The following is a 26,976-nucleotide window of genomic DNA, read 5'->3' as shown; positions in this document are numbered from 1 at the left end:
CGCTGGGCGTGGATAATACCCGAACTGTTCGCCTGCCGACAGGCGCTACACCATTATTACGAGCACACACATCCGGAAAGCAATTACCCATGTCGAACGAAAATCAGGAACTGCGCAAAGCAGGCCTCAAGGTCACCCTGCCGCGAGTCAAAATTCTGCAACTGCTGGAGAGCGCCAGTGAACAGCACCTGAGTGCAGAGGATGTGTACAAGATGCTGCTGGAAGCCGGGGAAGATGTAGGCCTGGCCACCGTTTACCGAGTACTGACCCAGTTTGAGAGCGCCGGCCTGGTGATCCGCCACAACTTTGACGGCGGCCACTCGGTATTCGAGCTGGACCGGGGCGATCACCACGACCATATGGTCTGCACCGATAGCGGCAAGGTGATCGAATTTCACAATGAGAAGATCGAAGAACTGCAGCACCAGATCGCTGAAGAGCACGGCTACGAGCTTACCGGCCACAGCCTGGTGCTCTATGTGAAAAAGAAAGACAGCTGAAAGAGAGCTGAGCAACGCTCAGATTTTGGGCGCAGACCGAAAATCAGAGCGACAAAAAAGGGGAGCCACTGGCTCCCCTTTTTTATGCGTTCCGATACCCGGTACTTAGACGGGCGCCGTGTAGTCTTGCGGGTACTTGCCCACCTTGCCCGCATAGTAATTGCCGAATCGAGCGAGCTCCTTGGCGAGGTTTTCGCCCATTTCCATTACCGGCCCCAGGCCCGCTTCCTTCTTGGCGAAATCGATAAATCCGCAGACCACCGGCACCGCGGCGCCGCGGGCGATGTGATAAAAGCCGGTTTTCCAGCGCTCGGCTTTGCCGCGGGTGCCTTCTGGGGGCACGGCAATCACCAGTTCATCCCGGGTGTTGTACTGGTTGACGGTGGCTTCCACCAGGTTGTTGGCCTTGCTGCGATCCACCGCAATGCCGCCAAACCAGCGCATGGTGCCGCCCAGCGGGAACTGGAAGAGTTTGTCCTTGCCCATCCACTGCGGGTTCACTTTCAGCTTGAGGGCGGCGAGGATAAAGAAGTAGCCATCCCAGTTGGAGGTGTGGGGGGCGGCCAGCAGTACATATTTTTTCAGCTTGAGGGCGCGCTCGTCGGCCACCACTTTCCAGCCGTGCAGCTTGAGCAACAGGCGTGCAAGCAGTCGCAGGCAGGGGGTGAGAATGGGAGTATTGAAAATCGTTGTTTGCATGATAAGACCGAATTCTTTGCCCGTCAGTGTAGTTGGCGCTTTGTACCAGGGCGCGGCAGTATAAAATGAATTTCCTGCCGCTTTCGGTCAATTTCGGTCTGTGGGCCGCCTAGTTGTGACTGGTGGGACTTGCTCCGGGCCGGGCGATTAGGCCCTGCCCAGCATTTCCTCTGCGTGGGCCAGGGACTGCGCGGTGGTCTCCCCACCCAGCATGCGCGCTACTTCCGCGCTGCGCTCGGTATCTTTTAATTCACGCAGGGCCACGAATACGGCCTTGCCGTCACTGTGTTTCTCCACCAGATACTGGCGGTGGGCGCGGGCAGCGACCTGGGCCAGGTGGGTGACACAGATAACCTGGCCGCGCTCACCCAGCTGACGCAGCAGCTTGCCTACCACGTCGCCGGTGGTGCCGCCGATACCCACATCCACCTCATCGAACACCAGGGTGGGGGTGCGGGAAGTCTGCGCGGTAACCACCTGGATCGCCAGGCTGACCCGGGACAGTTCACCGCCGGAGGCGATCTTGCCCAGCGCCCGCGCGGGCTGGCCGGGGTTGGTGGCAATCAGGATTTCCACTTCTTCGAGGCCGGTGGCGGTGGGTTTTTCCAGCTCTGTCAGCGCCAGCTCGACGCGCGCGTGGGGCATCGCCAGATCAGCCAGCTGCGCATTGACGGCCTTGGCCAGTTTGCTGGCGGCCGCGGTGCGCAGTTTACTGAGCTTGCCGGCACTGGCGCGGAAGGTCTTTTCAAGTCGTTCGCACTCGGCGGCCAGTTTATCCAGGGCATCTGGCGCACCGATTTCTTCCAGCTCCTGCTGCCACTGCTGCTGCAGTTCCGGCAGTTGATCCGGTTGTACCCGGTGCTTGCGGGCGATGGAATAGATGGCGGAGAGGCGCTCTTCCACTTCCGCCAGCCGCTCCGGGTCCATTTCAAAACGGTCGATGTGTCGCGACAGGGTGCTGGCGGCCTCGTCCACCTGGATACGCGCACTGTCGAGCATCTGCGCCACTTCTGAAAGTGCGGTGCTTTGCTCCGGCATGGCGCCGACCAGCTGCAGGGCGCGGTGTAGTTGCTCGGCGATATCACCCTCGCCGCCATTGAGTAGTGCGGCCAGCTGGTAGCTGCCGCTCAGGATCTCGCCGGCGTTGGCCAGCTGTCGCTGCTCGCTTTCCAGTTCTTCCAGCTCGGCCGGTTTCAGGTCCAGCTGTTCCAGCTCTTCCAACTGGTACTCCAGCAGGTCGCGGCGGGCCTGGGTCTCTTCGGCGCTGTCTGCCAGCTTGCGGTAGCGGCGGTACTGGTCCTGCCAGGTCTTGTAGTGAATGCGCACTTCGGCGCTTTGCGCCTCGGCACCGGCATATTCGTCCAGCAGGCGGCGGTGGGTCTCTTTTTTCAGCAGCGATTGGTGTTCGTGCTGGCTGTGGATATCGATCAGCTGTTCGCCGAGGGTGCGCAGCTGCATCAGCGTGACCGGCTGGCCGTTGATGTAAGCGCGGGAGCGGCCGTCGACACCGATGGTGCGGCGCAGAATTACTTCCCGGCCGGCGTCCATTTCCTGTTCTTCCAGCCAGGCGCGGGCCTCTTGGTGTTCACCGATATCGAAGGTGGCGTGGATATCGGCGCGCTTGGCGCCAGCGCGCACCAGCTCGCCGTTGCCGCGGTCGCCGAGGGCGAGGCCGAGGGCATCGAGGGTGATGGATTTGCCCGCGCCGGTCTCGCCGGTGAGGGTACTGGTGCCGGGGCCGAATTCCAGCTCCAGCTGGTCGACCAGGGTGAATTGGCTGATAGACAGGTGCAGCAACATGGGATTATTTTCATGGCTATCGGAGTAGTGGTTGTTTATACAGTATTTGAGGGCGCGGTTTCAATCACCCCGGGCGCTGTTTGTGCGGCGATCGATTCCCCGGGGTTGGTCTCGCCACAGCTGCATTGCCACCTTACCCTGTGGTTTGCTCCGCCGCGTGAGGGCCTTGATTCCGGACTGCAGCGGTATCACTTGAAGTGCCCCGGGGCGCCCCCATATAGCCCTTCACCCCCGGTTCGGCGCGGCCGTACCGGCGAGTTACTCATTTGACCTATTGGCAGTAGACCGACGGACTACAGACGGAGAAAGCAGTGGCCAAAGAGCGCAGCGAAGAACAACAGATCGGCGAGCAGGCCGAAATCGAGCAGCCCAGTGCAGAAGAGCAGCACGCCGCCGAGGAGGCTCTGGCGGAAGAGCTGGCCGCCGAAGGTGAAGCTGGTGAAGAAGGTGCGTTGGTAGAGGAAATCGCCTCCCTGCACCAGCAACTGGCAGATCACAAAGACATGGTGCTGCGCGCCCAGGCCGAGGTGCAGAATGCCCGCCGCCGCGCCCAGCAGGACGTGGAAAAGGCCCACAAATTTGGCGTTGAGAAGCTGATCAAGGATCTGCTGCCGGTGGTGGACAACCTCGAGCGCGCTATTGCCACCATCGACAGCGAGCACGAAGCCCACAAGGCGGTGGTCGAAGGCATTGAGCTGACCCAGAAGTCCTTTATCGACACCCTGACCAAGTCGGGTGTGGAAGTGCTCGACCCGGCGGGTGAGCCCTTCGACCCGGAGCTGCACCAGGCCATGGCCCAGGTGCCTAACGGCGATGTAGAGCCGAATACCGTGCTCGAGGTCTTCCAGAAAGGCTACCGCCTGAACGGCCGCCTGGTTCGACCGGCGATGGTCGTGGTCAGCAAGGCGCCGTAAGGCAGAAATAGAAATCCCTGCGCTGGGTGCCCTTGAAAACAAAACGACGGCACCAATATAAGCAGCAACCGAATACAAACGTGCGCCGCCAGGACAGAATCCGGCGCGCAGCAAAGTGAGGAATCAAACCAATGGGAAAAATCATCGGCATCGACCTGGGTACTACCAACAGCTGTGTGGCAGTACTGGACGGCGACAAGGCGCGTGTTATTGAGAACGCCGAAGGCGATCGCACTACGCCTTCCATCGTTGCGTTCACCGACGACAACGAAGTACTGGTTGGCCAGTCCGCCAAGCGCCAGTCCGTGACCAACCCGACCAATACCCTGTACGCCGTCAAGCGCCTGATCGGCCGCAAGTTCAAAGACGACGTAGTACAGAAAGACATCAAAATGGTGCCTTACTCCATCGTTGAAGCCGACAACGGCGACGCCTGGGTGGAAGTGAAGGGCGACAAGAAGGCACCGCCGCAGATCTCTGCTGAAGTGCTGAAGAAAATGAAGAAAACCGCGGAAGATTTCCTCGGTGAGAAAGTAGACGCAGCGGTAATTACCGTACCGGCCTACTTCAACGACTCCCAGCGCCAGGCCACCAAAGACGCCGGCCGCATCGCCGGTCTGGACGTGAAGCGCATCATCAACGAGCCGACTGCGGCTGCGCTGGCCTACGGCCTCGACAAGAAAGGTGGTGACCGCACCATCGCGGTTTACGACCTGGGTGGCGGTACCTTCGATATCTCCATCATCGAAATTGCCGACGTCGACGGTGAAATGCAGTTTGAAGTGCTGTCCACCAACGGTGACACCTTCCTCGGTGGTGAAGATTTCGACCTGCGCCTGATCGACTACCTCGCCGAGCAGTTCAAGAAAGACCAGGGCATCGACCTGAAAGGCGACCCCCTGGCCATGCAGCGCCTGAAAGAAGCCGCTGAAAAAGCCAAGATCGAGCTGTCTTCCAGCCAGCAGACCGAAGTGAACCTGCCGTACATCACCGCAGACGCTACCGGTCCCAAGCACTTGGTCGTCAAACTGACCCGCGCCAAGCTGGAAAGCCTGGTGGAAGACCTGGTTACCCGCTCCCTGGAGCCGGTAAAAACTGCCCTGGCTGACGCCGACCTGTCTGCCTCCGGCATCGACGAAGTGATCCTGGTGGGCGGTCAGACCCGTATGCCGCTGGTGCAGTCCAAGGTCACCGAATTCTTCGGCAAAGAGCCGCGTAAAGATGTGAACCCGGACGAAGCGGTTGCCGTTGGTGCAGCGATCCAGGGTGCGGTTCTGGGCGGTGACGTGAAAGACGTACTGCTGCTGGACGTAACCCCGCTGACCCTGGGTATCGAAACCATGGGTGGCGTGGCCACTCCGCTGATCGACAAGAACACCACCATCCCGACCAAAAAGTCCCAGGTGTTCTCTACTGCTGATGACAACCAGACTGCCGTGACCATTCACGTGGTACAGGGTGAGCGCAAGCAGGCGGCACAGAACAAGTCCCTGGGTCGTTTTGACCTGGCTGACATCCCGCCGGCGCCGCGCGGCATGCCGCAGATCGAAGTGACCTTCGACATCGATGCCAACGGCATCCTGCACGTGCACGCCAAAGACAAGGCGACTGGCAAAGAGCAGTCCATCGTGATCAAGGCCTCTTCCGGTCTGTCCGATGAAGAGATCGAAAAAATGGTACAGGACGCCGAGGCCAACGCCGAAGCGGACAAGCAGTTCGAGGAGCTGGTCACCACCCGCAACACCCTCGACGGCCTGATCTCTGCCACCAAGAAAACCCTGGAAGAAGCCGGTGACAAGGCGACTGCGGAAGAGAAAGCCGCAATCGACGCCGCTCTGGCAGAAGCCGAGGAAGCGGTAAAAGGTAACGACAAGGCGGCCATGGAAGCGGCCACCACCAAGCTGACCGAAGCCTCCGGCCCGGTAGCCCAGAAGATGTACGCGGAGCAGGCGCAAGCCGGCGAAGCGGCCGCGGAACAGGCTGAGCAAGCCCAGTCCGGTGGTGACGACGCAGTGGACGCTGAGTTCGAAGAAGTCAAAGACGACAAGAAAGAAGACAAGTAACTCCGCAAGAGTAACAACGACTTGTCTCAGCCCTCGGGGAGCCGGTAGCCCGGCTTCTCAGGGGCAATAAAAAAGGCGCGGGGGCTCAATCGAGCTTTCGCGCCTTCTGCAGTTTTAAAAAGAACACACAGAGCTATGTCCAAACGCGATTACTACGAAGTCCTCGGCGTCAGCAAGGGCGCGGATGAAAAGGAGCTGAAAAAAGCTTACCGCCGGGTGGCGATGAAATTTCACCCGGACCGCAACCCCGACGATAAAGAGGCGGAAAATAAATTCAAAGAGGCCAACGAGGCCTACGAAGTACTTTCTGATCCGCAGAAAAAAGCGGCCTACGACCAGTTTGGTCACGCCGGTGTAGACGGCCAGGCGGGCGGCGCAGGTGCCGGCGGCTTTGGCGGCTTCTCGGATATCTTCGGTGATGTGTTTGGCGATATCTTTGGTGGCGGCGCCGGTGGCGGCCGTCGCGGTCCCCAGCGCGGTTCCGACCTGCGCTATGACCTGGATCTGGATCTGGAAGACGCGGTGCGCGGCACTACGGTCAAGATCAAGGTGCCGACCCTGGCCAATTGCGGTACCTGTCACGGTTCCGGCGCCAAGGCCGGTTCCAAGCCCCAGACCTGTGGCACCTGTGGGGGTGCTGGTCAGGTGCGCATGCAGCAGGGCTTCTTCTCTGTGCAGCAGACCTGTCCTAACTGTCGTGGACGCGGCACCGTAATCAGTGACCCCTGCGGCAGCTGTCACGGCCGTGGCCGGGTGGAAGAAACCAAGACCCTTTCCGTGAAAGTGCCGCCGGGTGTGGATACCGGTGATCGCATCCGCCTCGCCGGTGAAGGCGAAGCCGGTCCGGATGGCGGACCTGCGGGCGACCTTTATGTGCAGGTGATGGTGCGTGAACACGAACTGTTCCAGCGCGATGGCAAAAACCTGTACTGCGAAGTGCCGATCAGTTTTGTCACCGCGGCGCTGGGCGGCGAGATGGAAGTGCCCACCCTGGATGGCAAGGTCAAACTGAAAATTCCAGCGGAAAGCCAGACCGGCAAACTGTTCCGCCTGCGTGGTAAGGGTGTAACCCCGGTGCGCGGTGGCGCTCCCGGTGACCTGCTGTGCCGGGTAGTGGTGGAAACGCCGGTCAACCTGTCTGCCAAGCAGAAAGAGTTGCTGGAAGAGTTTGCCAATACCTTGAGCGAAAAGAAAAACTCCCCCCGTCAGACCGGTTGGTTTGAAGGGGTGAAGAACTTCTTTGGCGATATGAAGCTCTGATTTTTTCGCCGTTTCAGCTTCCATAAAAAGCCCGGGTTCAAGGACCCGGGCTTTTTACGTTTGGCAGTCAGCGGCGGTTACCACTTGTTTGCAGTGCCTTGTCAGTTTTCTGCCAGGCGGCGCCGGAATTCCTCGTGAAACTCTCGCTGGATTTTCTTCAGCTCTTCCAGCTGCTCCGGGTTCAGGATTTTGACCATTTCCGCCCTGGTCGCTGCCCGCGTGGCAATGATCTTCGCATCCAGTTCTTCTTTCTGCATTTGCGTCAGCTTGGGCATTTTGCCGTCGGCAAAGCCGTAATCTTTGATGATCATCAGCTGCAGCTCGAAGCTTTTTTCCAGCAGGGGCAGTGCCTTGTCTTCCTGCTCTGGCGTCAGTTTCAGGCGCAGGGTTATCCAGTCGGTAATATCGTCGTATTTTTCCCAGAAATCATCGCCCAGCCCGCTGTTGTCGACTGCTTTACCGGTGGATACCACGGTGAACAGCAGGAGCGCGAACAGGGCGGCGGAAAGGGAAGACCAGAAAGGATTGCGGGACTCCGGGGACATGCGTGGCGCTCCGATCATCAAGATAATTAAAGCCTAGTAGAGGAATCTGGCGCCGCAAGGCGTACCGGGTGGTCAGTGGTCTGTTATGTTGTCTGCAGTTGTGGTCAGTACCCGGCTGTGGAGCCTGGCGTGCGGGCTTCCGGTATGGATTGCGGTATTGCCCGTCGTGAAAACCGGGGTAGAATCCGCGCCTTTCACAGCCCGGCCGAAGGAGAAGAGACATGGCGGTAAAAGTAGCAATCACAGGATTTGGTGGCCGTATGGGGCGCGTGCTGGCGGAAGCGCTGGCGTTTGCGGAGCAGGATGGCACTGCCCGGCTGAGTGCGGCTATCGTGCGCCCGGGCTCCAGCCTGGTTGGCGCAGATGCCGGTGAGGTGGCCGGTATCGGTCGCAACGGCCTGGCAATCATCGATAGCCTGGAGCAGGCGGAGTTCGATGTGCTGATCGATTTCACTGCACCCCTGGCTACGATCGAGAATGCTGCTTACTGCGCGGAGCATGGCAAGGCCATTGTCATCGGCACCACCGGCTTTGATCCGGAGCAGAAGGCTCAGATGCTGAGTGCCGGCGACAAAACTCCGCTGTGTTTCGCGACCAATTTTTCCACCGGTGTGAATCTGTGCTTTAACTTACTGGAAACTGCAGCGCGGGTTCTGGGCAACGATGTCGATATCGAAATTGTCGAAGCCCACCACCGTCACAAAGTGGATGCCCCCTCTGGTACTGCGCTCAGCATGGGTGAAGTGATTGCGGATACCCTGGGGCGCGACCTGTCCAAAGTGGCGGTTTACGGCCGTGAAGGGCAGACTGGCGAGCGCGCGCGTGAAACCATCGGCTTTGCCACCGTGCGTGGCGGCGATGTGGTGGGGGAGCACACGGTATCTTTCCTTGCCGATGGCGAGCGCATCGAAATTACCCACAAGGCCAGTAGTCGGCTGGCATTTGCCCGCGGCGCCGTACGCGCCGCGGTCTGGTTACATGGCCGTGCAGCGGGGCGCTACGATATGCGCGACGTTCTGGCCCTTAAATAATCTGGTCCTTAAACAAAGGCGACCACCTTGTTCGGGGTCTGCTTAGGAGTCTGTGTTGGAAAAGAAAATCATTGTTGGCAGTGAAGAGTGGTGCGCCTTTCCTGGGCTGGGTATTCCCGCCATCAAGGCGCGAGTGGACTCCGGTGCCAAAACCTCCAGTCTGCACGCTTACAATATCCAGCCGTTCAATCGCAATGGCGAACCCTGGGTAAGCTTTGAGGCGCATCCGCTGCAGAACCTGCGTCGTCCGCGGGTGCGTTGCGAGGCGCGGGTTTTGGACAAGCGCACCGTGCGCAGTTCATCCGGCGATGCGGAAAAGCGCATCGTCATCAAAACCAGCCTCAGCATTGGTGGCAGTGTCTGGGATATTGAACTGACCCTGACCAATCGCGACACCATGGGTTACCGCATGCTGCTCGGCCGCGAGGCGATGATGGGGCGGATGCTGGTGGATCCCTCCGAGAGCTTCTGCCTGGGTGAAATTCCGCCGAGCCAGCTGGAGGAGTACTACCGCGACGAGCACCATATTGCCGGCACCGGGCTGCGTATCGGGGTACTGGCATCCAATCCGGACCTATACAGCAACCAGCGGATCATGGAAGCGGGCGCTGAGCGCGGTCACCGTATGACCTTCCTGAACATTCGCCAGTGCTATATGAAGCTGGATGCGGCGGAGCCGGAAGTGCACTACCGGGATGGGCGTATCCTCAACAACCTGGATGCGATCATTCCGCGGATTCGTCCCAGCCAGACGTTTTATGGCTGTGCGCTTACCCGCCACTTTGAAAGCATGGGGGTCTTCGCACTGAATGGCTCCCAGTCCATCAGCCAGTCCCGGGACAAGCTTTACTCCCTGCAGTTGCTGCAGGAGGGCGGATTGAACATCCCGATCTCGGGTTTCGCCAACTCGCCGATGGATACCAACGAGCTGATCGACATGGTGGGCGGTGCGCCGCTGATCGTGAAACTGCTCGAGGGCACCCAGGGGCGCGGCGTGGTACTGGCGGAAACCCGCAAGGCCGCGGAATCCGTAATCAATGCCTTCAAATCCCTGAAAGTGAACCTGCTGGTGCAGGAGTTCATCCGCGAGGCCCAAGGCAAGGACCTGCGCCTGTTTGTGGTCGATGGCAAAGTGTTTGCGGCGATCCAGCGGGAGGCGGCACCAGGGGAGTTTCGCGCCAACATCCACCAGGGCGGTACCGCCTCGGTGGTCAAGATCCTGCCGGAAGAGCGCAAGCTGGCGATCAAGGCGGCCAAGGTGTTGGGCCTGAAAGTCGCCGGCGTGGACATTATCCGTTCCAAGAAAGGCCCGCTACTGCTGGAGGTGAACTCCTCCCCGGGTCTGGAAGGTATTGAAAGCGCCACCCGCAAGGACGTCGCCGGGTCCATGATTATGGCCATCGAAAAAGCGCTGAAGTGGCGCCCCACCATCAAGCCGGTGGAGCTGCCAGACAGCGAGTGAGTCGCCACTGGCCTTTGGCTGAGAAGTGCGGAGCTGACTGCTGAGAAGCGGTCAGTTCCGGCGCTAGATTCTGGCGCGCAGCTGCTGCCTTTCCGTTGGTGGCTGCGGTTGGCCGGTACTAGTCTTTTGGGGTGCACCGCCCGGTTCAGGTTTTCACACTTTGTGAACTCAAGTTGTGAACTCAATTTGTGACCCCAAAAGATGTTGAAGTCAGAAAATAAAGTTCCTGCCGCCAATCCGCTGGCCGTTTCTGCGACGGGGGGACTTTCCCGCATGCCCGTCCGCTTCCGTCCCGATCGTCTCGGTTTCCTGCTCCTTGTCATGCTCGTGTGCCTGTCGCCACTGTCTCCGCTGAAGGCCGCTGCCAGCGAGCACCTGTCGGACAGCGATCTCGGGCGCAAGGTGATGGTGGACTATATCGTGCATTTCGCCCATCACCTGCAGTGGCCCATTGATGTTTTCAACGGGACCAACGCGCCCTTCCGGATTTGTGTCATGGGCGAGGATGAACTGGTAGCCCCGCTGACCGCGCGGCTCAACCGGCACCGGGTGCAGGGGCGCCTGGTGGCGTTGGAGGAAGTCCACGACGGTGAAATGCTGCGCGCGCGCCGCTGCCAGATCATTGTGATGGGCGATATGAGTGCTGAGCAAATGCTGAAGGCGGTGGGTGCACTGGAATTCTTCCCGGTACTCACGGTGAGCGATTTCAGCCGATTTGCGGCCCTGGGCGGTATGGTCGAGTTTGCCGGTAGTGGCGGCAATATGGCGCTGCAGCTAAATAAGACCCGGTTGGAGCGGGCTGAATTGAAAATGGGCAACAGCCTGTTCCGGCTGAGTCGGCAGGTGAATTGACTGACAGGTTTTGTGTTCCCCGGCGTTTCTCTCGGTTTGCTGTCGCTGCGGTCGGATTTGACGCATATTTGTACTGGCGGCCGGGGCTGTTTTCCCGTAGAATCTGCGCCCGGCTTGGAAAGGTCCCTCCGCTGTCGCCCGGCGCCGAAAAGTGCATTTTGATGCCATTCTGTGTCCTGGGCCTGAGGCTTTCCCGCCAAGATAAGTGCCGGTGGCAAGCACCGCACACGCAGTGAGAGCCCAAGTGAGCCCTTTAAAAACCGCGCGTGAATAAATTTATAAAAAAGCGAGATGAAGCAGACGTTTCATCTCGCTTTTTTATAAAAGGCACCCGGTAAAAAAGTTGCAGGTGAAACTGCTGCTGACTGTAGGCCCTCTCACCCCGCCCGGAAGCTGTTCTGACGATTGGAGATTGAATTGAACAACGCTGTTCCCACGCCGGAATCCTTGATGCCCAGCACTACCCCGGCTTTGCTGGTGCTCGCTGATGGCAGTGTTTTTCACGGCCGCGCCATCGGCGCCGAAGGCTCAACCGTAGGCGAGGTGGTATTCAACACCTCCATGACCGGTTATCAGGAAATCCTGACAGACCCGTCCTACGCCCGCCAGATCGTCACCCTGACTTACCCCCATATCGGCAATACCGGTACCAACTCTGAAGATGAAGAGTGTGCCGAGATCTGGTCTGCCGGTCTGGTGATTCGCGACCTGCCGCTGATGGCCAGTAGCTTCCGCAGCGAGCAGTCGCTGGAGGACTACCTCAAGTCGCGCAACATTGTTGGTATCGCCGATATCGACACCCGCCGCCTGACGCGCATTCTGCGTGACAAGGGTGCGCAGAGCGGCTGCATCGTGGCCGGTGCTCGTGAAGGCGAGAGTATCGACGAAGCCGAAGCCCTGAAAAAGGCCCAGGAATTTGCCGGCCTCAAGGGCATGGACCTGGCCAAAGTCGTCTCTACCAAAGAGAAGTACGACTTCAACGAAGGCAGCTGGGAGTTGGGTCAGGGCCACAAGCCGGCACCGGCGGCGCAGCCCCACAAAGTGGTGGCCTACGACTTCGGCGTGAAGCGCAACATCCTGCGCATGCTGGTGGACCGCGGCTGCAGCATCACCGTGGTACCGGCGGAAACCCCGGCCTCTGAAGTGCTGGCGATGAACCCGGACGGCGTCTTCCTGTCCAACGGCCCCGGTGACCCCGAGCCCTGCGATTATGCCATCCAGGCGATCAAAGAGATTCTCGACACCGGCCTGCCCACTTACGGCATCTGCCTGGGGCACCAGTTGCTGGGCCTGGCAGTCGGCGCCAAGACCGCAAAAATGAAATTCGGCCACCACGGCGGCAACCACCCGGTGCAGGACCTGAACTCCAGCAAGGTGATGATCACCGCGCAGAACCACGGTTTTGCGGTGGACGTGGACACCCTGCCGGACAATGTGGAAATCACCCACAAGTCCCTGTTTGACGGCACGCTGCAGGGCATTCGCCTGAAAGACAAGCCGGCTTTCAGCTTCCAGGGACACCCGGAAGCGAGCCCTGGCCCGCACGATGTGGCGCCGCTGTTCGATCAGTTTATCGAGATGATGGAAGCGCGCCGTTAAGCCGCCTCTACTTGAAACGAAGACCAGAATTTTATCCACCGGCTGCGGCCGGCTAGATACGGAAGAAAGATGCCAAAACGCACAGACATTAAAAGCATTCTGATCATCGGTGCCGGCCCCATCGTCATCGGTCAGGCCTGTGAATTTGACTACTCCGGCGCCCAGGCCTGTAAAGCCCTGCGCGAAGAGGGGTTCCGGGTGATCCTGGTGAACTCCAACCCGGCCACCATCATGACCGACCCGGCGATGGCGGATGCCACTTACATCGAGCCGGTGGAGTGGAAAACCGTTGCCAAGATCATCGAGAAAGAGCGCCCGGACGCCATTCTGCCTACCATGGGCGGCCAGACTGCACTGAACTGTGCGCTGGCGCTGGACAAGCACGGCGTGCTGAAAGAGTTTGGCTGTGAGCTGATCGGTGCGGACAAGAACGCCATCGAAAAAGCGGAAGACCGCAACCTGTTCGACAAGGCGATGAAGGCCATTGGCCTCGAGACCCCGCGTGCCAAGATCGTGCACTCCATGGAGGAAGCGAAAAAGGTGCCGGAGGAATTTGGTTTCCCGGTGATCATTCGCCCGTCCTTCACCATGGGTGGTTCCGGCGGCGGTGTGGCTTACAACTGGCCGGAGTTCGAGGAAATCTGCAAACGCGGCCTCGACCTGTCGCCGACCAACGAACTGCTGATCGACGAATCCCTGCTCGGCTGGAAAGAGTACGAGATGGAAGTTGTGCGTGACAAAAACGACAACTGCATCATCGTCTGTGCCATCGAAAACTTCGACCCCATGGGTGTGCACACCGGTGACTCCATCACCGTGGCCCCGGCCCAAACCCTCACCGACAAGGAATACCAGCTGATGCGTAACGCATCCATCGCGGTATTGCGTGAGATCGGTGTTGAGACTGGCGGTTCTAACGTGCAGTTTGGTATGGATCCGAAAACCGGCCGCATGGTGATCATCGAGATGAACCCGCGGGTGTCCCGTTCCTCCGCGCTGGCCTCCAAGGCCACCGGTTTCCCGATCGCCAAGGTCGCGGCCAAGCTGGCGGTGGGTTACACCCTGGACGAGCTGCAGAATGACATCACCGGCGGTGCGACCCCGGCATCTTTCGAACCGTCCATCGATTACGTGGTTACCAAGATTCCGCGCTTCACCTTCGAGAAGTTCGGTGAAGCTGACGCGCGCCTGACCACCCAGATGAAATCCGTGGGTGAGGTGATGGCGATCGGTCGTAACTTCCAAGAGTCCATGCAGAAAGCCCTGCGCGGTCTGGAAGTGGGTTCCTTCGGTTTCGAGCCGAAACTCGACCCGGCAGAAGTGGGCTCCATGGAGAACCTGCGCCGAGAGCTTTCCGTACCGGGCGCCGAGCGTATCTGGTACGTGGGCGATGCCTTCCGTATGGGCCTGAGCATCGACGAGGTTTACGAGCTTTCCGGTATCGACCCCTGGTTCCTGGTGCAGATCAAGGAACTGATGGATATCGAAGAGCCGCTGAAGTCCATGCCGACTTCTGCGCTGGATGCCAAGACCATGCGCTTCCTGAAGCGCAAAGGCTTCTCCGACAAGCGCCTGGCCGACCTATTGGGCGTAAGCCAGAAAACCGTGCGTGAATTCCGCCACAAGCTGGGTGTATTCCCGTCCTACAAGCGTGTGGACACCTGTGCGGCCGAGTTCGCGACCAGCACCGCTTACATGTATTCCACCTACGATGAGGAGTGTGAAGCCGAGCCGACGGACAACAAGAAAATCATGGTACTCGGCGGTGGCCCCAACCGTATCGGTCAGGGCATCGAGTTCGATTACTGCTGTGTACACGCGGCACTGGCCATGCGTGAAGACGGTTACGAGACCATCATGGTCAACTGTAACCCGGAGACGGTTTCCACTGACTACGACACTTCCGACCGCCTCTACTTCGAGCCGGTAACCCTGGAAGACGTGCTGGAAATCGTACGCAAGGAAAAGCCGGTGGGCGTGATCGTCCAGTTCGGCGGCCAGACCCCGCTGAACCTGGCGCGCTACCTGGCCAACGAAGGTGTGCCGATCATCGGTACCACCCCGGAGCAGATCGACCGCGCCGAAGACCGCGAGCGCTTCCAGCAGATGATCATGCGCCTCGGCCTCAAGCAGCCGCAGAACGCCATCGTGCGCTCCGAGTACGAAGCGATTCAGCGCGCGAAGGAAGTGGGTTACCCGCTGGTGGTGCGCCCGTCCTACGTACTGGGTGGCCGCGCCATGGAGATCGTCTACAAGGAAGACGAACTCAAGACCTACATGAAGGAAGCGGTAGAAGTTTCCGAAGATGCACCGGTACTGCTGGATCACTTCCTGCACTCCGCCATTGAGGTGGATATCGATGCGGTATCCGACGGCCAGGATGTGGTGATCGGTGCGATCATGCAGCACATCGAACAGTGTGGCGTACACTCCGGTGACTCCGCCTGCTCCCTGCCGCCCTACAGCCTGCCGGCGGATGTACAGGACCTTATGCGCGAACAGGTCAAAGCCATGGCCCGCGAACTGGGTGTGGTTGGCCTGATGAACACCCAGCTGGCCTACCAGGACGGCGAGATCTACGTGATCGAGGTGAACCCGCGCGCTTCCCGGACCGTACCTTTTGTATCCAAGTGCATCGGTACTTCCCTGGCGAAGATCGCCGCGCGCTGTCAGGCCGGTATCAGCCTGGCGGAGCAGGGCTTCACTAAGGAAATTGTGCCGGATTACTACTCCGTCAAAGAGTCGGTATTCCCGTTCAACAAATTCCCGAAAGTGGACCCGATCCTCGGCCCGGAAATGAAATCCACCGGTGAGGTGATGGGTGTAGGTGAAACCTTCGCCGAAGCCTTCGACAAAGGCTTGATCGGTGCGGGTGACGCACTGCCGGAGTCCGGCAAGGTGTTCATCTCCGTGCGCGATGTGGACAAGCCCGGTGTGGTGGATGTGGCTCGCGAGTTGTCCAGTCTGGGCTTCGAGCTGGTGGCTACCCGCGGTACCGCTAAGGTCTTGCAAGATGCTGGCATTACCGTTACAACGGTCAACAAGATGAGCGAAGGTCGCCCGCATATCGTCGATATGATCAAAAATGACGAAATTGCGCTGGTGGTCAACACCACCGAGGGGCGTCAGGCCATTCGCGATTCTGCAGATATCCGTCGCAGTGCCGAGAACCATCAGGTGTGCTACACCACTACGCTGGCTGCGGCCCGCGCCATGGCAATGGCCATGCAGATTGCGGAACCGCATCAGGTGCGTAGCCTGCAGGATCTGCATCAGCGGGTCCGCCACCTGCAAGGCTAGTTGGCATCTTTCTGCTGCTCCTTGTATAAAGGGGCAATAAAACCTTAAGTAAAAAGCTTCGCCGTTTGGCGAAGCTTTTTCGTTGTGAAATGACCATTTTGGAGGTTCCCTTGAACCGCGTACCCATGACCGTAGAGGGCGCAGAAGCCCTGCGAGCAGAACTGGACAACCTGAAGAAAGTAGAGCGCCCGGCGGTAGTACAGGCCATTGCCGAAGCCCGTGAACACGGCGACCTGAAAGAAAACGCCGAGTACCACGCGGCCCGTGAAAAACAGGGTTTTATCGAGGGTCGCATCCAGGAAATCGAAGCCAAGCTGTCCATGGCGCAGGTCATTGATGTAAAAGCGATTGAGCCTAGCGACAAAGTCATTTTCGGCACTACCGTTACCATTATTCATATGGAAAACGATAGTGAGGTGACTTACAAGATCGTAGGTGACGATGAAGCCGATGTGAAAAACAAGAAAATTTCCGTGAACTCCCCGATTGCCCGCGCGCTGATTGGCAAAGAGGTGGGTGACATTGTTGTGGTCAATACCCCGTCGGGCGCCATCGAGTATGAGATTGATGCGGTAGCGCACCTGTAATCTCTGGTTTATTTCCAGAATTGAAAAGGCGGCCAAAATGGCCGCCTTTTTGTTTTGAGGGTAACAACGTTCTTACTGCAGGATATTCGCGTGGTTCCCTGAACCAATCTGGGTAATGATCGCTTCGTTCGATGTGGAACTTTGCGAGATATACGCCCGATTGAGATTTCCGTATTGATTCACGATCGCGGAGTTTCCTCCTTGAACCTGCGAGATCACAGCCATATTGGCTATCCCACCCTGATTTATCAGAGCGGTATTATGGCTCGAAGCCTGCGTCACCACGGCAAGGTTGCCAATACCATCCTGGACAATATCCGCATTGTTGTACTGACCATGTTGCGTAGTGTGTGCATTATTGCCGAACCCACTCTGGGTGATGGCGCTGTAATGACCACTGCCCACTTGAGTGATACTGGCAATTTGCCAGCTGCCGAACTGCAGAATATGTGCTTCGGAGTCGCTTGCTCCGTACTGGCCAATAAGACCGTAGTGAACGTCACCGTATTGTTTGATGGTGGCCATGTTGTCGTAACCGCCATACTGAAAAATACTGGCGACATTACCGCTACCTGCTTGATCGATCAGAGCGTCACTGTTGACAGTGTCAATTTGGAAGGTGCTCGCCCAGTTGTGCTGGCCGACCTGATAAATTGTTGCACTGTTATCCGCGCCACCCAATTGCAGTGAGTAAGCATTGTTTAATTGCCCGTACTGCGAGTGGTGCACCAGTCCGCCTAATGAGAGCACATCGGAGCTGTTCTCATTCGATCCACCATGCTGGGTAATGATAATGACAGAACCGTTGTCAGCGGTCTGATCAATCAACGCCTCGTTGCCATTCCCGGTTTGCGTCAGGATGGCCGTATTGTTGGATGCTATCGCCCAGCCACTACTTGCCAATAGGACCGCAGCGGATAGAGCAGATAGTAGGGAGGGTACTTTCACTGGATGCTCCCTTATATGAAATGCAAAAAAGGAGTTTACGCACAGAGGTTAATTTCTGGTGCCGTAGGTATAAGCTCCGGGTGCCTCGAAAGCACCCGGATCTTATCGCTCGCGATGTAATTACTGGACAATTACACCCAGGTTGCCACCACCGGCTTGCAGACCGACCGCAACGTTATTGTCGGTGAATTGAGTGGTGTAGTGTTGGTTGAATAAACCCACTTGAGCAGTCAGTGAGAAGTTGTCATTGCCGTACTGGTTGGTGGAGGCAATATTCAGAATGCCGCCTTGCAGAGTCAGCTGAACGTTGTCTTTACCGGACTGATTCACATGCGCAATATTCGCGATACCAGCTTGACCAACAAACGAGGTGTTGTTTTTGTTGGACTGCATAACATCGGCATAGTTACCAATACCCGCTTGCAGGATGTCGGAATCCTGGCTGACGCCGGACTGGGTTGTATGAGCCATGTTGTAGTCACCCAATTGGGTGGTGCTCGCATTGGAGCCAAAGCTGAGGATTTGCGTGGTGCTCTGCTTGTTGGATTTACCGATTTGCAGGACATTGGAATGGTTGCCGGCACCGAAGGTTTGCAGGGTATAGGACTTGTTGCCTTTTCCATACTGATCGGTATATGCATGGCTGAAGAATTCAACCGCTTGTACAGTATCGGAATCGTTGCCAATACCAACCTGTAGGCTGCTGCTCATATTGCCGATACCAGCAACTTGAGTCGCTGAAGCCTTGTTGTAGATACCCAGCTGAACCTGATAGATCTTGCCGCCAAGATGGAATGCTTGGGTAGCATCCGCCTTGTTCACAAAGCCGATCTGAGTTTGGCTACTGAGGTTGTACGCAGCAAAAGTAGCCTGGTCGGAGGTGGCATGGTTGCCGCCGCCGAGTTGGGTTTGCAGGGCAGTGTTGTTGTCTGCCATTACAGTACCGCTGGCGGCGATCAGGATGGCTGCGGCGATCGGGGAAAACGTCTTCATGAGTTGCTCCTTTACTTCGGACGTTAGTACAACCAGCCCCGTGAGACTGGTTAACGATGGCGCAATGGAAAGCGCCATGTTCCATAAGGTGAAGCTCTGTGAGTGGCGTCATTGCCTGCTCGGTGGGGCTTCGCTACCTGAATCGTTGAGTGTCTAACCTGTGGTCTAACCCCTGTCGGGGCAGTAAACGACCATGGTGAGTGCAATTTGATCTTTCGGGTTAAAAAGTGATCATCTTGGTATTGAGTGTTGCTTGCTCATGGGTGGGTCGCTATAGGAGAGAAGTCATGAAAGACTAGGAAGAAAGTACAGTTTTTAATCAGTATTGATTCCGGAAATACCGATTTCATAACCGAATGGATGGGAGGTGTCGCAAAAATTCATTTTTTGACACGAATTCCAGCATTATTGATGCTGTTCTGGATAACCGTTGCGCTTTTAACGAGCAAAAATCACTGGCGTATGATTTAGCTGGCGAGTAGAAGGTAGCGGTGAGAGAAGTTGCCAGGGAATAGTGATTGGCGGGCGTAGCTTGAATTACGCGTATAAAGTCACAACAAATCCGCGGGCTGCTAGGTAGCTGGTTTACTGGGTTAGAGAAACCGAATTGCCATTGCCGAATTGCGTCACAACGGCCGTAGCAGAAATACCATTCTGGGAAACTGCGATATTGTTCAGCGTACCTATCTGACTGACGATGGACTGGTGACTCCCACCCATACCAAATGACCCGTTCTGAGTAATACTGGCTTGGTTGAGGGATCCGCTTTGTGTGGCCTTGATATCGTTGTTGTTATCTTCTTGAATTAACTCAATCTGGTTTGCGAAGCCTGTCTGGAGTAAATCGGCTTCGTGCAAGCTACCAGACTGCAGTGTGGTAGCTCTGTTGTATACACCTTCCTGGTTGGTTGCGGAGAAGTGCGCAAGGCCGCTCTGGTGAGTACTGGCTTTATTGTCATTTTCAATTTGGCTGACGAAAATGGCACTGTGGAAGCTAGTGTGCTGCGTTAAATTGGCTTGGTTCTCAGCCCCTTTTTGTCTTACCTGCACTCTGTTGAAATTACCATTTTCCTGAGATGCCTCAGCCTCGTTGCCATAGCCACCCTGACGGGTAGTCACTGTGTTCTTGTAGGTGACTGACTGCAATACTGTTACCGAATTTTTAACACCGACCTGTGAACTGTTGATGGTATTCACGCGGCCATATTGTTGCCGCGACTCGATGTCGTTGAACAGCCCGTCCTGAACCTGGACAATGCTGCTGCCAGACTCCTCCTTCTGAATTCCCTCGGCGCTATTTTGATAGCCCTTCTGGCGCTGTTCGAAATCATTGTTCTCGGTGTTTATTTCTGTCTGCCCTGATATCGCGAGATTCTCAATACCGATCTGGTGTTGATAGATGGTGTTCTCTTCGGCATTCAGTTTTTGCGTCGGGAGTGAAATGGCGACGAGCAACGCCACCGCCAATGCCGGAAATGTAGCCGTTACCGGTGAAGATAGGATAACTTCGCTGGCGTAAACATGTGGCATGGCTCTGATTCTCATATACCGGACTATTTGAGTGGCAATACGGTTGTCAGTCGTATTGATTGACGGTTGTTGTCATCGAGACGCCGGTCTGGGTAACCGCGGTGTGCAGGCCGTTGCCGCGCTGATTGATAGTGATCTGGTGGGATAATCCAATCTGTTCTACCTTGGCCGAATTATTGACGCCATATTGTGAAATACCCGCCTTGTGCGCAAACCCAATCTGCTCCAGCAGAATCATGTTCTCGTAGCCCGCCTGAACCAGAATGGCGATATTACTCTCACCGAGCTGGCTCAAGGTGGTGCTATTGGCTTGTCCTGCCTGGGTACTTAACAGAAGGTTGCCATAGCCTGCCTGTTGCACCGTTAGAAAGTTAATGGTTCCGTACTGCTGTGCGGAAACATGATTGAAGTTACCTTCCTGATTAATAATGGCCATATTGGCAACGGAATAACCCAGGGGCTGGTCGATTTCGCTGATCGCGGAAAGCTCGGAACTTCCTAAGTAATTCTGGGTATGCCCTAGGGAGCTGAACAGGCCCAAACATACAGCGCCTGCACAAAGCGTCGTCAATTTTCGCGCGCGAAAGTCACTGCGCCATGACGGGGTTAGGCTATTCATATCACTTGCTCAGCTGTGCAGTTATCGATTATCAGCGTTATAGAATTACAGCATTTTCATTCAGGTAGTACTGCAATACCGGGTTATTGATATCGTCCGGGTTTTGCAGCGCCCAGGAATTATTGACAATTCCCTGACTGATCAGGTGAATAACCGCAGATTCCATCGCAGACAGCATCGCCATCTGAGCGGGCTCGTTGGTTGTGGTGCCAAGTTCAATTTCCAGCAAGCGCTTGAATTTTACATAGCGGAATACATCGGCACTGATTGCTTTCGAGTAAATGGTTTTGGAGGTGAGTACTGTGTGCAGAACTTGACCAGAGCGTATGTCAATGGCACGCAAATTTACGGTGACCTGATCCACCCGGTATTGTTCATCGGCGCCAATACCAAAGTAGCGAGCTCCGGCACCTCCCGTGCGCAAGTTGGTGTCGTAGGCCACTACGCCGCCTTCCAGTAGAACGTTGGCCGCGATTAGCGAGGGCAGCATTATGTTGTTTTCGGGGGCATCTGGCTTGGCCAGGGCGGCGCGAATGATCTTGCGCTCGGTCAGCAGGTTTTGCAGGCCTTCTCTCTCCAGGGGAATGAACCAGCCGGATTCGCTGAGCACGTTCATCAACATGGATGCGGCGCCCTGGGTTACGGCGGTTGAAAAGCTGCTGGCCGGGGCAGGCTTGTACTGTCCCGTTTGATCCCTGAAATTGTAAACGGCGGCCAGAATTTTCCCCTTGGGCTGGGGAAGATTGACCAGGTCCCTGTAAGTACTGACTCGGGGGGTCAACTGGGCGTCGGTAATTCCCGGGCCGAACAGGGCGTCACCGGTTTTTTTTACAACTGTGCAACCACTTACTGCCATCAGAAAGGAAAGGGCGGCGGCAAGTTTAGAACCTCTAATAAACATCTCACTTGACTCCAATATTATTCACAATTATTTAGGATTTAGGTGTCAGTTCTGGGTGCTTCTAGGTGGAACTGATAATAGGTATTCCTTTTGGGTATTTCTGAGTGTGTATGAACGATCAGTTGGTCGGATTCAGGCCACTTACCACGATCTCGCTTTTATCGCCGGTTGCCCTGTCTGTAATCAAAACGGTCAAGACGCCATCGTTGTCGAGAATCTGGACGATAAAGTCATCGGTGACCAGTTCGCCACTATTGCCATCGCCTACGTCGGTCAGTAGCTGGTTGAGAAGCCGGGTTTCCAGGGAATCGGTGAACCTGTCCAGGGCGCTTGGCTGCTCGTAGAGGTCTGCAGGATTGTTCGGATCTTCGTGATCGTCCTGAGACTGAGCATTCTGTAGTAAGAAGGAACCATTTAGCGGATTTCCGCCAAAGTTCGGGTTTGTGGGTTCGTAAATAAGTTCTGTGCCAAGCGCAATCGAGCTTCCAAGGGCGACACAGGGCGATAGCAAAATACCAACTATTTTTTTTCTGTTCATCAGAGTTCATCCTTGCCTAAGTCGAAGTGGTCGGTGAAGGCTGCGCGAATTTTTTCTTGCAATACCATTTCATGAATCATTTGTGAGGCTTGTTCTGCCAAACCTCGAATGTTGTTGGTGCTGGGGCTGATAAATTGCCGGAAAACCGTTTTGTTGTTGTAGGTAATCCAGATCAGGTTGCCCCAGCGTGCGGATGGCCGCTCTTGAATTGTCAGGTTGTAATCACTATCGGGGTACCGCAGGTTTCGGTACTCACTCATGAAGCGGGCAAAGTCATGCCCGGTTCGGGTAATGGTTTGATCGATATTGAAGCCGCTAATTTCATCTTCCAGACGGCCAGTGTCTTCATTGGCTGTCGCGATTGGCTCCAGCTCATCGTCGCTACCCCCTTGAGCCAGGGAATAACTGGAGAGCAACAAGAGAAGTAACACCAGGTATCTCATATCCGCTCGACCTGGAGGTGTAATTTTGCCCAGTTGCTCGCTTGCAGGCGGTTCTTGACGCCGATTTTCCGGAATATGTTGTACATGTGGTTCTTAACCGTGTGCTCACTGAGGTGCAGCCTTGACGCAATAATGCTATTGGGCTCACCAGTGGTCAGCTGTGCCAGGATTTCCTGTTCGCGTTTGGTCAATAAAAAGCGGGAGCGGGACTCAGAATCGTTCTGGACTCGCGAGTTCTGAATGGCAAACCCGAGCTTGCTAATCAGGTCCTTTTGCCCGGCGCGGTTGTCACAGAGAAACTGGAACTTCCGCTGCTCCAGCGGTTTGGTGATATGGCTGGGAAGATCTAGCGGGAAATTAATCAGAAGAACCCTGGGGTGCTCAATATTTTTCAGAAAGTTGAATTCTGCGCTGGGCGTGGACTTTGCGCTCAGGGCAAAGCAGTCAACAATTATGGCGTCGTAGTTTTTCAAACAGTGTTTTTGTCGTCCGAATTCTGATTTTTCCCAGCTGAAATGTAGTTGCTCAGAAACGAGCGAGTAGAGTAAATCCCCATGCAGGCCGGAATCGCTCAAAAAGAGAATCGGCATAAGTTGCCCCATGTTTAGTCATTGAAGACCCCAGGTAGAGATTCCGGCGCCTATCGCTACAGTGAATGTGCCTCACTGTATTTCCTCTTCTAACTTCTTTTTACGAGCGACTGCTTTTATCTGCCCTGATTTGAGGAAACTATGTCGGCCCCATTAAGTGGAAAATCTCATTCCTTGAGAAATTTGTATGGAGTGTAGACGTGATTTCTGGGGCAACTGAAGATTAAAGTGACAGACCTCACATAATATTTTTTCTTAAGAAAAATTGTTTTAAGAAGAAAATTTCCAGAAAAACGGTTTTTTATAATTTCCGGCAATAAATTCCTTGGTTGGCTGTTTACTTGGAACGATTTTTTGGTTTTGGCGCTGGATTCAGTGGAAATCGCAATCCGGAGCGGAACCAGCGATGGCACTGGAACGACGGCGGACGCGATGAATTGGCGATGTAACGGATGGTGTTCTGGAATTTGAACGCGAAACCCTGGGTCCGATTAACAGCGTTGTGCCTTGTCACGCTCGCTTGCAGCCAGCGGGAGGAATCGGCTTTGGGGACGCTTGAGTGGGATCGAATTGCGCTGCCGGCGCCGGTGGCGGAAAAAATTATTCGCATCTCCGTTCGGGAAGGTCAGCGTGTTACCGCGGGGCAGCTTTTGCTGGAGCTGGATCCGTCGCAAACCCGTGCGCGACTGAACTCCCTGCAGGCGGCGGTCGCGCGCCAGGAAGCCGAACTGGAAGAGTTGAACGTCGGGCCCCGGGTTGAGGAAATAGCACGCGCCAGGGCGAGCCTGGACGCGGCGGAGGCAGAGGCGCGGGACCGCGCTGCGGAGTACCAGCGCCTGCTGCCGCTGTCGTCGAAGAATTACGTTTCAAAGTCTGATCTGGATCGGGCCAGGGCCTCCGCAGACAGCGCCAAAGCCCAGGTGCAGTCCGCCCGCCAGCAATTACTGGAGCTGGAACGAGGCACGCGCAGTGAGGAGATTCAACAGGGGCAAGCGGCACTTTCCCAGGCGCGGGCGGAGGCCGATGCCCAGCGGGTGTTGTTGGAAAAGCTGGCGGTGCGCGCACCCAGGGCGGGAATCGTAGACAGCATTCCATTCAAGCTCGGGGATGAAGCCCCTATAGGCGGGTCACTGGTAGTAATGCTGACCGGTGATACGCCCTACGCGCGGGTGTATGTTCCGCAACCCATGCGCCTGAAGGTCCAGGTGGGCGGTCGCGCACAGGTTACGCTGGAGCAGCTTGCGTTTGCCGAGAATGAGATGGAAGGAAATGAGGTAGAAGGAAAAAGCCATCCCCGAACCTACGAGGGCAGGGTGCGTATGGTACGTAACGTGCCCAGCTTCACTCCCTACTACGCACTGACTGGCGATGACGTCAGCCGCCTCAGTTACCTCGCCGAGATCCAATTGCAGCGGGACGCTGCCGGGTTGCCCGCGGGGCTGCCATTGCGGGTGGAATTTGTCGCCGTTGCCGCTAACCGCCGCCCACAAGAAGCAAACGCAACGACGGAGCCCGGCGACTCCCTTTCACCCCTAACTCCCGCATCCGGCGAATTGCTGACACCGGATCCACCATCCACGAATGACTCTGCCGTTCAACCGGAACACTACGATGGCGGAAAGTGAGTTTGCCATTCGCGCCCGCGGGCTGAGCAAAACCTTCGGCAGTCTCAAGGCGGTGGACAACATAGACCTGACCGTGGAGCGCCAGCAGATCTACGGGTTTCTCGGCCCCAATGGTTCCGGCAAGTCCACCAGTATCCGTATGTTGTGCGGCTTGCTGTTACCTACCGCGGGTGAGATTGAAGTGCTGGGGCTGGAGATACCGCGGCAGGCGGAAATCCTGCGCCAGCACATCGGTTATATGACCCAGCAATTCTCGCTGTTTACGGACCTTACGGTGCGCGAGAACCTGGAGTTCCTCGCCGCGGTGCAGAATATCCCGGCACGGGAGGCGCGCCCGCGTATAAAGCAGTTGCTGCAGGAGTATCACTTTGACGGCCGCGCGGATCAGCTGGCGGGCACCATGAGTGGCGGCCAGAAACAGCGCCTGGCATTGGCCGGCGCAGTCATACAAAAGCCGGAGCTGTTGTTTCTGGACGAGCCCACCAGCGCGGTGGACCCGGAATCCCGGCGGGACTTCTGGGAGAAACTGTTCGAGCTGGCAGATGCCGGCACCACCATTCTGGTTTCTACCCACTATATGGACGAGGCGGAGCGCTGCCACCGCCTGGCGATTCTCGATCGCGGTCGCCTGGTGGCCGATGGCAGTCCGGCCGAGCTTACCGGTGACCTGAACGGCCGCACCCTGCTGGTGGATACCGCCCAGCAGCGCCGGGCCAAGCAGGCGATTCTTGCCGTGCCCGGTGTGATCAGTGCGGCGCAGATAGGCAATAGCCTGCGGGTGCTGAGCGGCCCGCAACAGGATTGTCGCGAGAAAATAAAGGAGGCCCTGAGCGCAGCGGGGATTACCGCACAGGTAGGACCTGTGACCCCCAGCCTGGAAGATGTGTTTGTGGCGGTGACCCAGCAGCAGTCGAAACACGCCGGGGAGCAGGACGCAACGGTGGCGTCGAGCCTGTGAATGGACGTCGCCTGTTCGCAGTCCTGCTCAAGGAGTTCCGGCAGATGCGCCGGGACCGCATGACCCTGGCAATGATCATCGGCATTCCGGTGATGCAACTGGTGTTGTTCGGTTATGCCATCAACCTGAATCTGCGCAATCTGCCTGCGGCCATTGCGGATCAGTCGGGAACCAGCGCTTCGCGCGCGCTGGTGATGGATATGCTCGCCACGGAAGTGATCGAACCGGTTGCGAATGCGCGCACTCCCGAGCAGTTGATGGAATTGCTGCGCCGGGGGGAAATCAGTGTCGGTGTGGCGATTCCCTATGATTACGAGCGGCGCCTGGCTCTGGGGCAGGAAGCGGTGCAGATACTGGTGGATGGCAGCGATACGGTGGTACAGAGCGCCGCGGCGCAATTGGCCCAGGTACCCGTGGGTGAGCCACCACCGGAAAACAATACCAGCCTGCCTAATCGCCAGTCTTCGATTCCTTTACCGCAGACTTCGGTCAGTATCGTCAGTTTTTACAATCCCCAGCGGGTTTCGGCGATCAATATTGTGCCAGGGCTGATCGGTATCATTCTCACCATGACGATGGTGATGTTCACGTCCGTGGCCATAGTGCGGGAGCGCGAACGCGGCAATATGGAGCTGCTGATTGCCACGCCGGTCAGCAGTGCGGAGCTGATGATCGGCAAGGTGTTGCCCTACGGCATCATCGGCCTGATCCAGACCAGCCTGATCCTGTTGCTGGGGACCTGGTTGTTCAGTGTGCCGATACGCGGCAGCCTGTTGGATGTCTATATCGCGGCGTTGCTGTTGATTCTTGCCAATCTGGCGATGGGGCTGCTGATTTCTACCCGCGCTCAGTCCCAGTTCCAGGCGATGCAGATGACCTTTTTTGTGTTCCTGCCCTCCATATTGCTCTCGGGGTTTATGTTTCCCTTCGACGGTATGCCCAGAGTCGCCCAGTGGCTGGCAGAGTTGCTGCCGCTGACGCACTTCTTACGCCTGATCCGCGGAGTGATGCTGCGCGGCGCCGGCATCTTCGAGCTGTGGCCCGATCTACTGGCATTGATCACGTTTATCCTGCTGATGATGACCCTGGCGATTGCGCGCTTCCGCAAACGCCTGGATTGAGCGTATTTCCTTCTGTGCGTTTGGCGCTAAAAGCATCATTCTCGAAACATTCCCTGCCTTTTTGTTGTCTTCTCCCCCTGTGACTGCGACGAATTGCA

Annotated in this window: 24 protein-coding genes and 1 pseudogene; 14 read left to right on the top strand and 11 right to left on the bottom strand. The window is 56.9% G+C overall.

What is annotated here, in order from left to right; genetic code table 11:
- The first annotated feature begins 89 nt into the window (after positions 1-89).
- The gene (gene fur, locus M0G74_RS02715; RefSeq protein WP_248214010.1) at positions 90-500 is read left to right on the top strand and encodes a ferric iron uptake transcriptional regulator; all 411 of its coding nucleotides are present in this window, start codon (positions 90-92) and stop codon (positions 498-500) included.
- A 105-nt stretch (positions 501-605) separates the two neighbouring features.
- Here the strand turns inward: fur and M0G74_RS02710 are convergent, their stop codons facing one another.
- Both M0G74_RS02710 and recN read right to left on the bottom strand, forming a co-directional pair.
- Positions 606-1,199: a 1-acyl-sn-glycerol-3-phosphate acyltransferase gene (locus M0G74_RS02710; protein WP_160152575.1), complete on the bottom strand. Its 594-nt coding sequence runs from the start codon at positions 1,197-1,199 to the stop codon at positions 606-608.
- A gap of 147 nt (positions 1,200-1,346) precedes the next feature.
- The gene (gene recN, locus M0G74_RS02705; protein ID WP_248214007.1) at positions 1,347-2,999 is read right to left on the bottom strand and encodes a DNA repair protein RecN; all 1,653 of its coding nucleotides are present in this window, start codon (positions 2,997-2,999) and stop codon (positions 1,347-1,349) included.
- 311 nt (positions 3,000-3,310) lie between these two features.
- On the opposite strand from recN, the gene grpE reads away from it, so the two are divergent.
- The 3 genes from grpE to dnaJ all read left to right on the top strand — a co-directional run bounded on the left by grpE (position 3,311) and on the right by dnaJ (position 7,236).
- Complete coding sequence (gene grpE / locus M0G74_RS02700) at positions 3,311-3,913, top strand: nucleotide exchange factor GrpE (protein ID WP_160152577.1); 603 nt, start codon at positions 3,311-3,313, stop codon at positions 3,911-3,913.
- Positions 3,914-4,044: 131 nt separating this feature from the next.
- Positions 4,045-5,976, top strand: coding sequence for a molecular chaperone DnaK (gene dnaK, locus M0G74_RS02695; protein WP_160152578.1), 1,932 nt, complete (start codon positions 4,045-4,047; stop codon positions 5,974-5,976).
- A 135-nt stretch (positions 5,977-6,111) separates the two neighbouring features.
- Positions 6,112-7,236 (top strand): molecular chaperone DnaJ, encoded by a 1,125-nt coding sequence (gene dnaJ, locus M0G74_RS02690; RefSeq protein WP_160152579.1) that lies wholly within the window; start codon positions 6,112-6,114, stop codon positions 7,234-7,236.
- Positions 7,237-7,337: 101 nt separating this feature from the next.
- Here dnaJ and M0G74_RS02685 read toward each other — a convergent pair whose 3' ends face one another.
- Positions 7,338-7,781: a hypothetical protein gene (locus M0G74_RS02685; RefSeq protein ID WP_248214004.1), complete on the bottom strand. Its 444-nt coding sequence runs from the start codon at positions 7,779-7,781 to the stop codon at positions 7,338-7,340.
- Positions 7,782-8,002: 221 nt separating this feature from the next.
- On the opposite strand from M0G74_RS02685, the gene dapB reads away from it, so the two are divergent.
- From dapB to greA, 7 genes and pseudogenes are all read left to right on the top strand, one after another.
- Positions 8,003-8,812 carry a 4-hydroxy-tetrahydrodipicolinate reductase gene (gene dapB, locus M0G74_RS02680; protein WP_248214001.1) on the top strand — a complete coding sequence of 270 codons (810 nt, stop codon included), beginning with the start codon at positions 8,003-8,005 and terminating at the stop codon, positions 8,810-8,812.
- 52 nt (positions 8,813-8,864) lie between these two features.
- Positions 8,865-9,269 (top strand): annotated as a pseudogene (locus M0G74_RS02675) (ATP-dependent zinc protease); the annotation flags it as partial.
- Positions 9,270-9,353: 84 nt separating this feature from the next.
- Positions 9,354-10,274 (top strand): 30S ribosomal protein S6--L-glutamate ligase, encoded by a 921-nt coding sequence (rimK, locus tag M0G74_RS02670; protein ID WP_236250636.1) that lies wholly within the window; start codon positions 9,354-9,356, stop codon positions 10,272-10,274.
- A gap of 201 nt (positions 10,275-10,475) precedes the next feature.
- Positions 10,476-11,126, top strand: a complete 651-nt coding sequence (locus tag M0G74_RS02665; RefSeq protein WP_248213996.1) for a YfiR family protein — start codon at positions 10,476-10,478, stop codon at positions 11,124-11,126.
- Positions 11,127-11,576: 450 nt separating this feature from the next.
- The gene (carA, locus tag M0G74_RS02660) at positions 11,577-12,725 is read left to right on the top strand and encodes a glutamine-hydrolyzing carbamoyl-phosphate synthase small subunit (protein ID WP_248215297.1); all 1,149 of its coding nucleotides are present in this window, start codon (positions 11,577-11,579) and stop codon (positions 12,723-12,725) included.
- Between the two features lie 69 nt (positions 12,726-12,794).
- A complete protein-coding gene (gene carB / locus M0G74_RS02655) occupies positions 12,795-16,025 on the top strand; it encodes a carbamoyl-phosphate synthase large subunit (protein ID WP_248213993.1) in 3,231 nt (1,076 codons plus the stop codon).
- Positions 16,026-16,135: 110 nt separating this feature from the next.
- The gene (gene greA / locus M0G74_RS02650) at positions 16,136-16,612 is read left to right on the top strand and encodes a transcription elongation factor GreA (RefSeq protein WP_160152584.1); all 477 of its coding nucleotides are present in this window, start codon (positions 16,136-16,138) and stop codon (positions 16,610-16,612) included.
- A gap of 72 nt (positions 16,613-16,684) precedes the next feature.
- Here the strand turns inward: greA and M0G74_RS02645 are convergent, their stop codons facing one another.
- From M0G74_RS02645 to M0G74_RS02610, 8 genes are all read right to left on the bottom strand, one after another.
- Positions 16,685-17,560 (bottom strand): hypothetical protein, encoded by an 876-nt coding sequence (locus M0G74_RS02645; protein WP_248213981.1) that lies wholly within the window; start codon positions 17,558-17,560, stop codon positions 16,685-16,687.
- 120 nt (positions 17,561-17,680) lie between these two features.
- Complete coding sequence (locus M0G74_RS02640; protein ID WP_248213978.1) at positions 17,681-18,553, bottom strand: hypothetical protein; 873 nt, start codon at positions 18,551-18,553, stop codon at positions 17,681-17,683.
- Between the two features lie 585 nt (positions 18,554-19,138).
- On the bottom strand, positions 19,139-20,083 hold the full coding sequence (locus tag M0G74_RS02635; protein ID WP_248213975.1) for a hypothetical protein: 945 nt from the start codon (positions 20,081-20,083) through the stop codon (positions 19,139-19,141).
- Positions 20,084-20,129: 46 nt separating this feature from the next.
- Positions 20,130-20,702 (bottom strand): hypothetical protein, encoded by a 573-nt coding sequence (locus M0G74_RS02630; RefSeq protein WP_248213974.1) that lies wholly within the window; start codon positions 20,700-20,702, stop codon positions 20,130-20,132.
- A 37-nt stretch (positions 20,703-20,739) separates the two neighbouring features.
- On the bottom strand, positions 20,740-21,603 hold the full coding sequence (locus M0G74_RS02625) for a CsgG/HfaB family protein (RefSeq protein ID WP_248213971.1): 864 nt from the start codon (positions 21,601-21,603) through the stop codon (positions 20,740-20,742).
- 118 nt (positions 21,604-21,721) lie between these two features.
- Positions 21,722-22,141: a curli assembly protein CsgF gene (locus tag M0G74_RS02620; RefSeq protein ID WP_160152590.1), complete on the bottom strand. Its 420-nt coding sequence runs from the start codon at positions 22,139-22,141 to the stop codon at positions 21,722-21,724.
- Positions 22,141-22,584: a curli production assembly/transport protein CsgE gene (locus M0G74_RS02615; RefSeq protein ID WP_248213968.1), complete on the bottom strand. Its 444-nt coding sequence runs from the start codon at positions 22,582-22,584 to the stop codon at positions 22,141-22,143. The genes M0G74_RS02620 and M0G74_RS02615 overlap by 1 nt, the downstream gene beginning before the upstream one ends.
- Positions 22,581-23,174, bottom strand: a complete 594-nt coding sequence (locus M0G74_RS02610) for a LuxR C-terminal-related transcriptional regulator (protein WP_248213964.1) — start codon at positions 23,172-23,174, stop codon at positions 22,581-22,583. Before M0G74_RS02610 ends, M0G74_RS02615 begins: the two co-directional genes overlap by 4 nt.
- 545 nt (positions 23,175-23,719) lie before the next feature.
- Here M0G74_RS02610 and M0G74_RS02605 point away from each other — a divergent pair.
- The 3 genes from M0G74_RS02605 to M0G74_RS02595 are packed head-to-tail and all read left to right on the top strand — an operon-like array spanning position 23,720 to position 26,878.
- Positions 23,720-24,799 (top strand): biotin/lipoyl-binding protein, encoded by a 1,080-nt coding sequence (locus tag M0G74_RS02605; protein WP_248213961.1) that lies wholly within the window; start codon positions 23,720-23,722, stop codon positions 24,797-24,799.
- The gene (locus tag M0G74_RS02600) at positions 24,786-25,757 is read left to right on the top strand and encodes an ABC transporter ATP-binding protein (protein ID WP_248213958.1); all 972 of its coding nucleotides are present in this window, start codon (positions 24,786-24,788) and stop codon (positions 25,755-25,757) included. Before M0G74_RS02605 ends, M0G74_RS02600 begins: the two co-directional genes overlap by 14 nt.
- Positions 25,754-26,878: an ABC transporter permease gene (locus M0G74_RS02595; protein ID WP_248213954.1), complete on the top strand. Its 1,125-nt coding sequence runs from the start codon at positions 25,754-25,756 to the stop codon at positions 26,876-26,878. The genes M0G74_RS02600 and M0G74_RS02595 overlap by 4 nt, the downstream gene beginning before the upstream one ends.
- The last annotated feature ends 98 nt before the right edge of the window (positions 26,879-26,976 follow it).

It is taken from the genome of Microbulbifer sp. CAU 1566 (genome assembly GCF_023156515.1).
Lineage (GTDB): Bacteria > Pseudomonadota > Gammaproteobacteria > Pseudomonadales > Cellvibrionaceae > Microbulbifer.
Note: the sequence above shows the minus strand (reverse complement) of the source record. Positions and strands in the feature narration are given on the sequence as shown.

Coding starts and splice junctions, on each gene's coding strand:
- M0G74_RS02620 (WP_160152590.1), bottom strand. CDS start 22,141: ATGAACAGAAAAAAAATAGTTGGTATTTTGCTATCGCCCTGTGTCGCC.
- carA (WP_248215297.1), top strand. CDS start 11,577: ATGCCCAGCACTACCCCGGCTTTGCTGGTGCTCGCTGATGGCAGTGTT.
- M0G74_RS02615 (WP_248213968.1), bottom strand. CDS start 22,584: ATGAGATACCTGGTGTTACTTCTCTTGTTGCTCTCCAGTTATTCCCTG.
- fur (WP_248214010.1), top strand. CDS start 90: ATGTCGAACGAAAATCAGGAACTGCGCAAAGCAGGCCTCAAGGTCACC.
- M0G74_RS02710 (WP_160152575.1), bottom strand. CDS start 1,199: ATGCAAACAACGATTTTCAATACTCCCATTCTCACCCCCTGCCTGCGA.
- M0G74_RS02665 (WP_248213996.1), top strand. CDS start 10,476: ATGTTGAAGTCAGAAAATAAAGTTCCTGCCGCCAATCCGCTGGCCGTT.
- M0G74_RS02630 (WP_248213974.1), bottom strand. CDS start 20,702: ATGAATAGCCTAACCCCGTCATGGCGCAGTGACTTTCGCGCGCGAAAA.
- M0G74_RS02685 (WP_248214004.1), bottom strand. CDS start 7,781: ATGTCCCCGGAGTCCCGCAATCCTTTCTGGTCTTCCCTTTCCGCCGCC.
- carB (WP_248213993.1), top strand. CDS start 12,795: ATGCCAAAACGCACAGACATTAAAAGCATTCTGATCATCGGTGCCGGC.
- dapB (WP_248214001.1), top strand. CDS start 8,003: ATGGCGGTAAAAGTAGCAATCACAGGATTTGGTGGCCGTATGGGGCGC.
- M0G74_RS02610 (WP_248213964.1), bottom strand. CDS start 23,174: ATGCCGATTCTCTTTTTGAGCGATTCCGGCCTGCATGGGGATTTACTC.
- M0G74_RS02640 (WP_248213978.1), bottom strand. CDS start 18,553: ATGAAGACGTTTTCCCCGATCGCCGCAGCCATCCTGATCGCCGCCAGC.
- M0G74_RS02600 (WP_248213958.1), top strand. CDS start 24,786: ATGGCGGAAAGTGAGTTTGCCATTCGCGCCCGCGGGCTGAGCAAAACC.
- M0G74_RS02635 (WP_248213975.1), bottom strand. CDS start 20,083: ATGCCACATGTTTACGCCAGCGAAGTTATCCTATCTTCACCGGTAACG.
- dnaJ (WP_160152579.1), top strand. CDS start 6,112: ATGTCCAAACGCGATTACTACGAAGTCCTCGGCGTCAGCAAGGGCGCG.
- M0G74_RS02625 (WP_248213971.1), bottom strand. CDS start 21,603: ATGTTTATTAGAGGTTCTAAACTTGCCGCCGCCCTTTCCTTTCTGATG.
- dnaK (WP_160152578.1), top strand. CDS start 4,045: ATGGGAAAAATCATCGGCATCGACCTGGGTACTACCAACAGCTGTGTG.
- recN (WP_248214007.1), bottom strand. CDS start 2,999: ATGTTGCTGCACCTGTCTATCAGCCAATTCACCCTGGTCGACCAGCTG.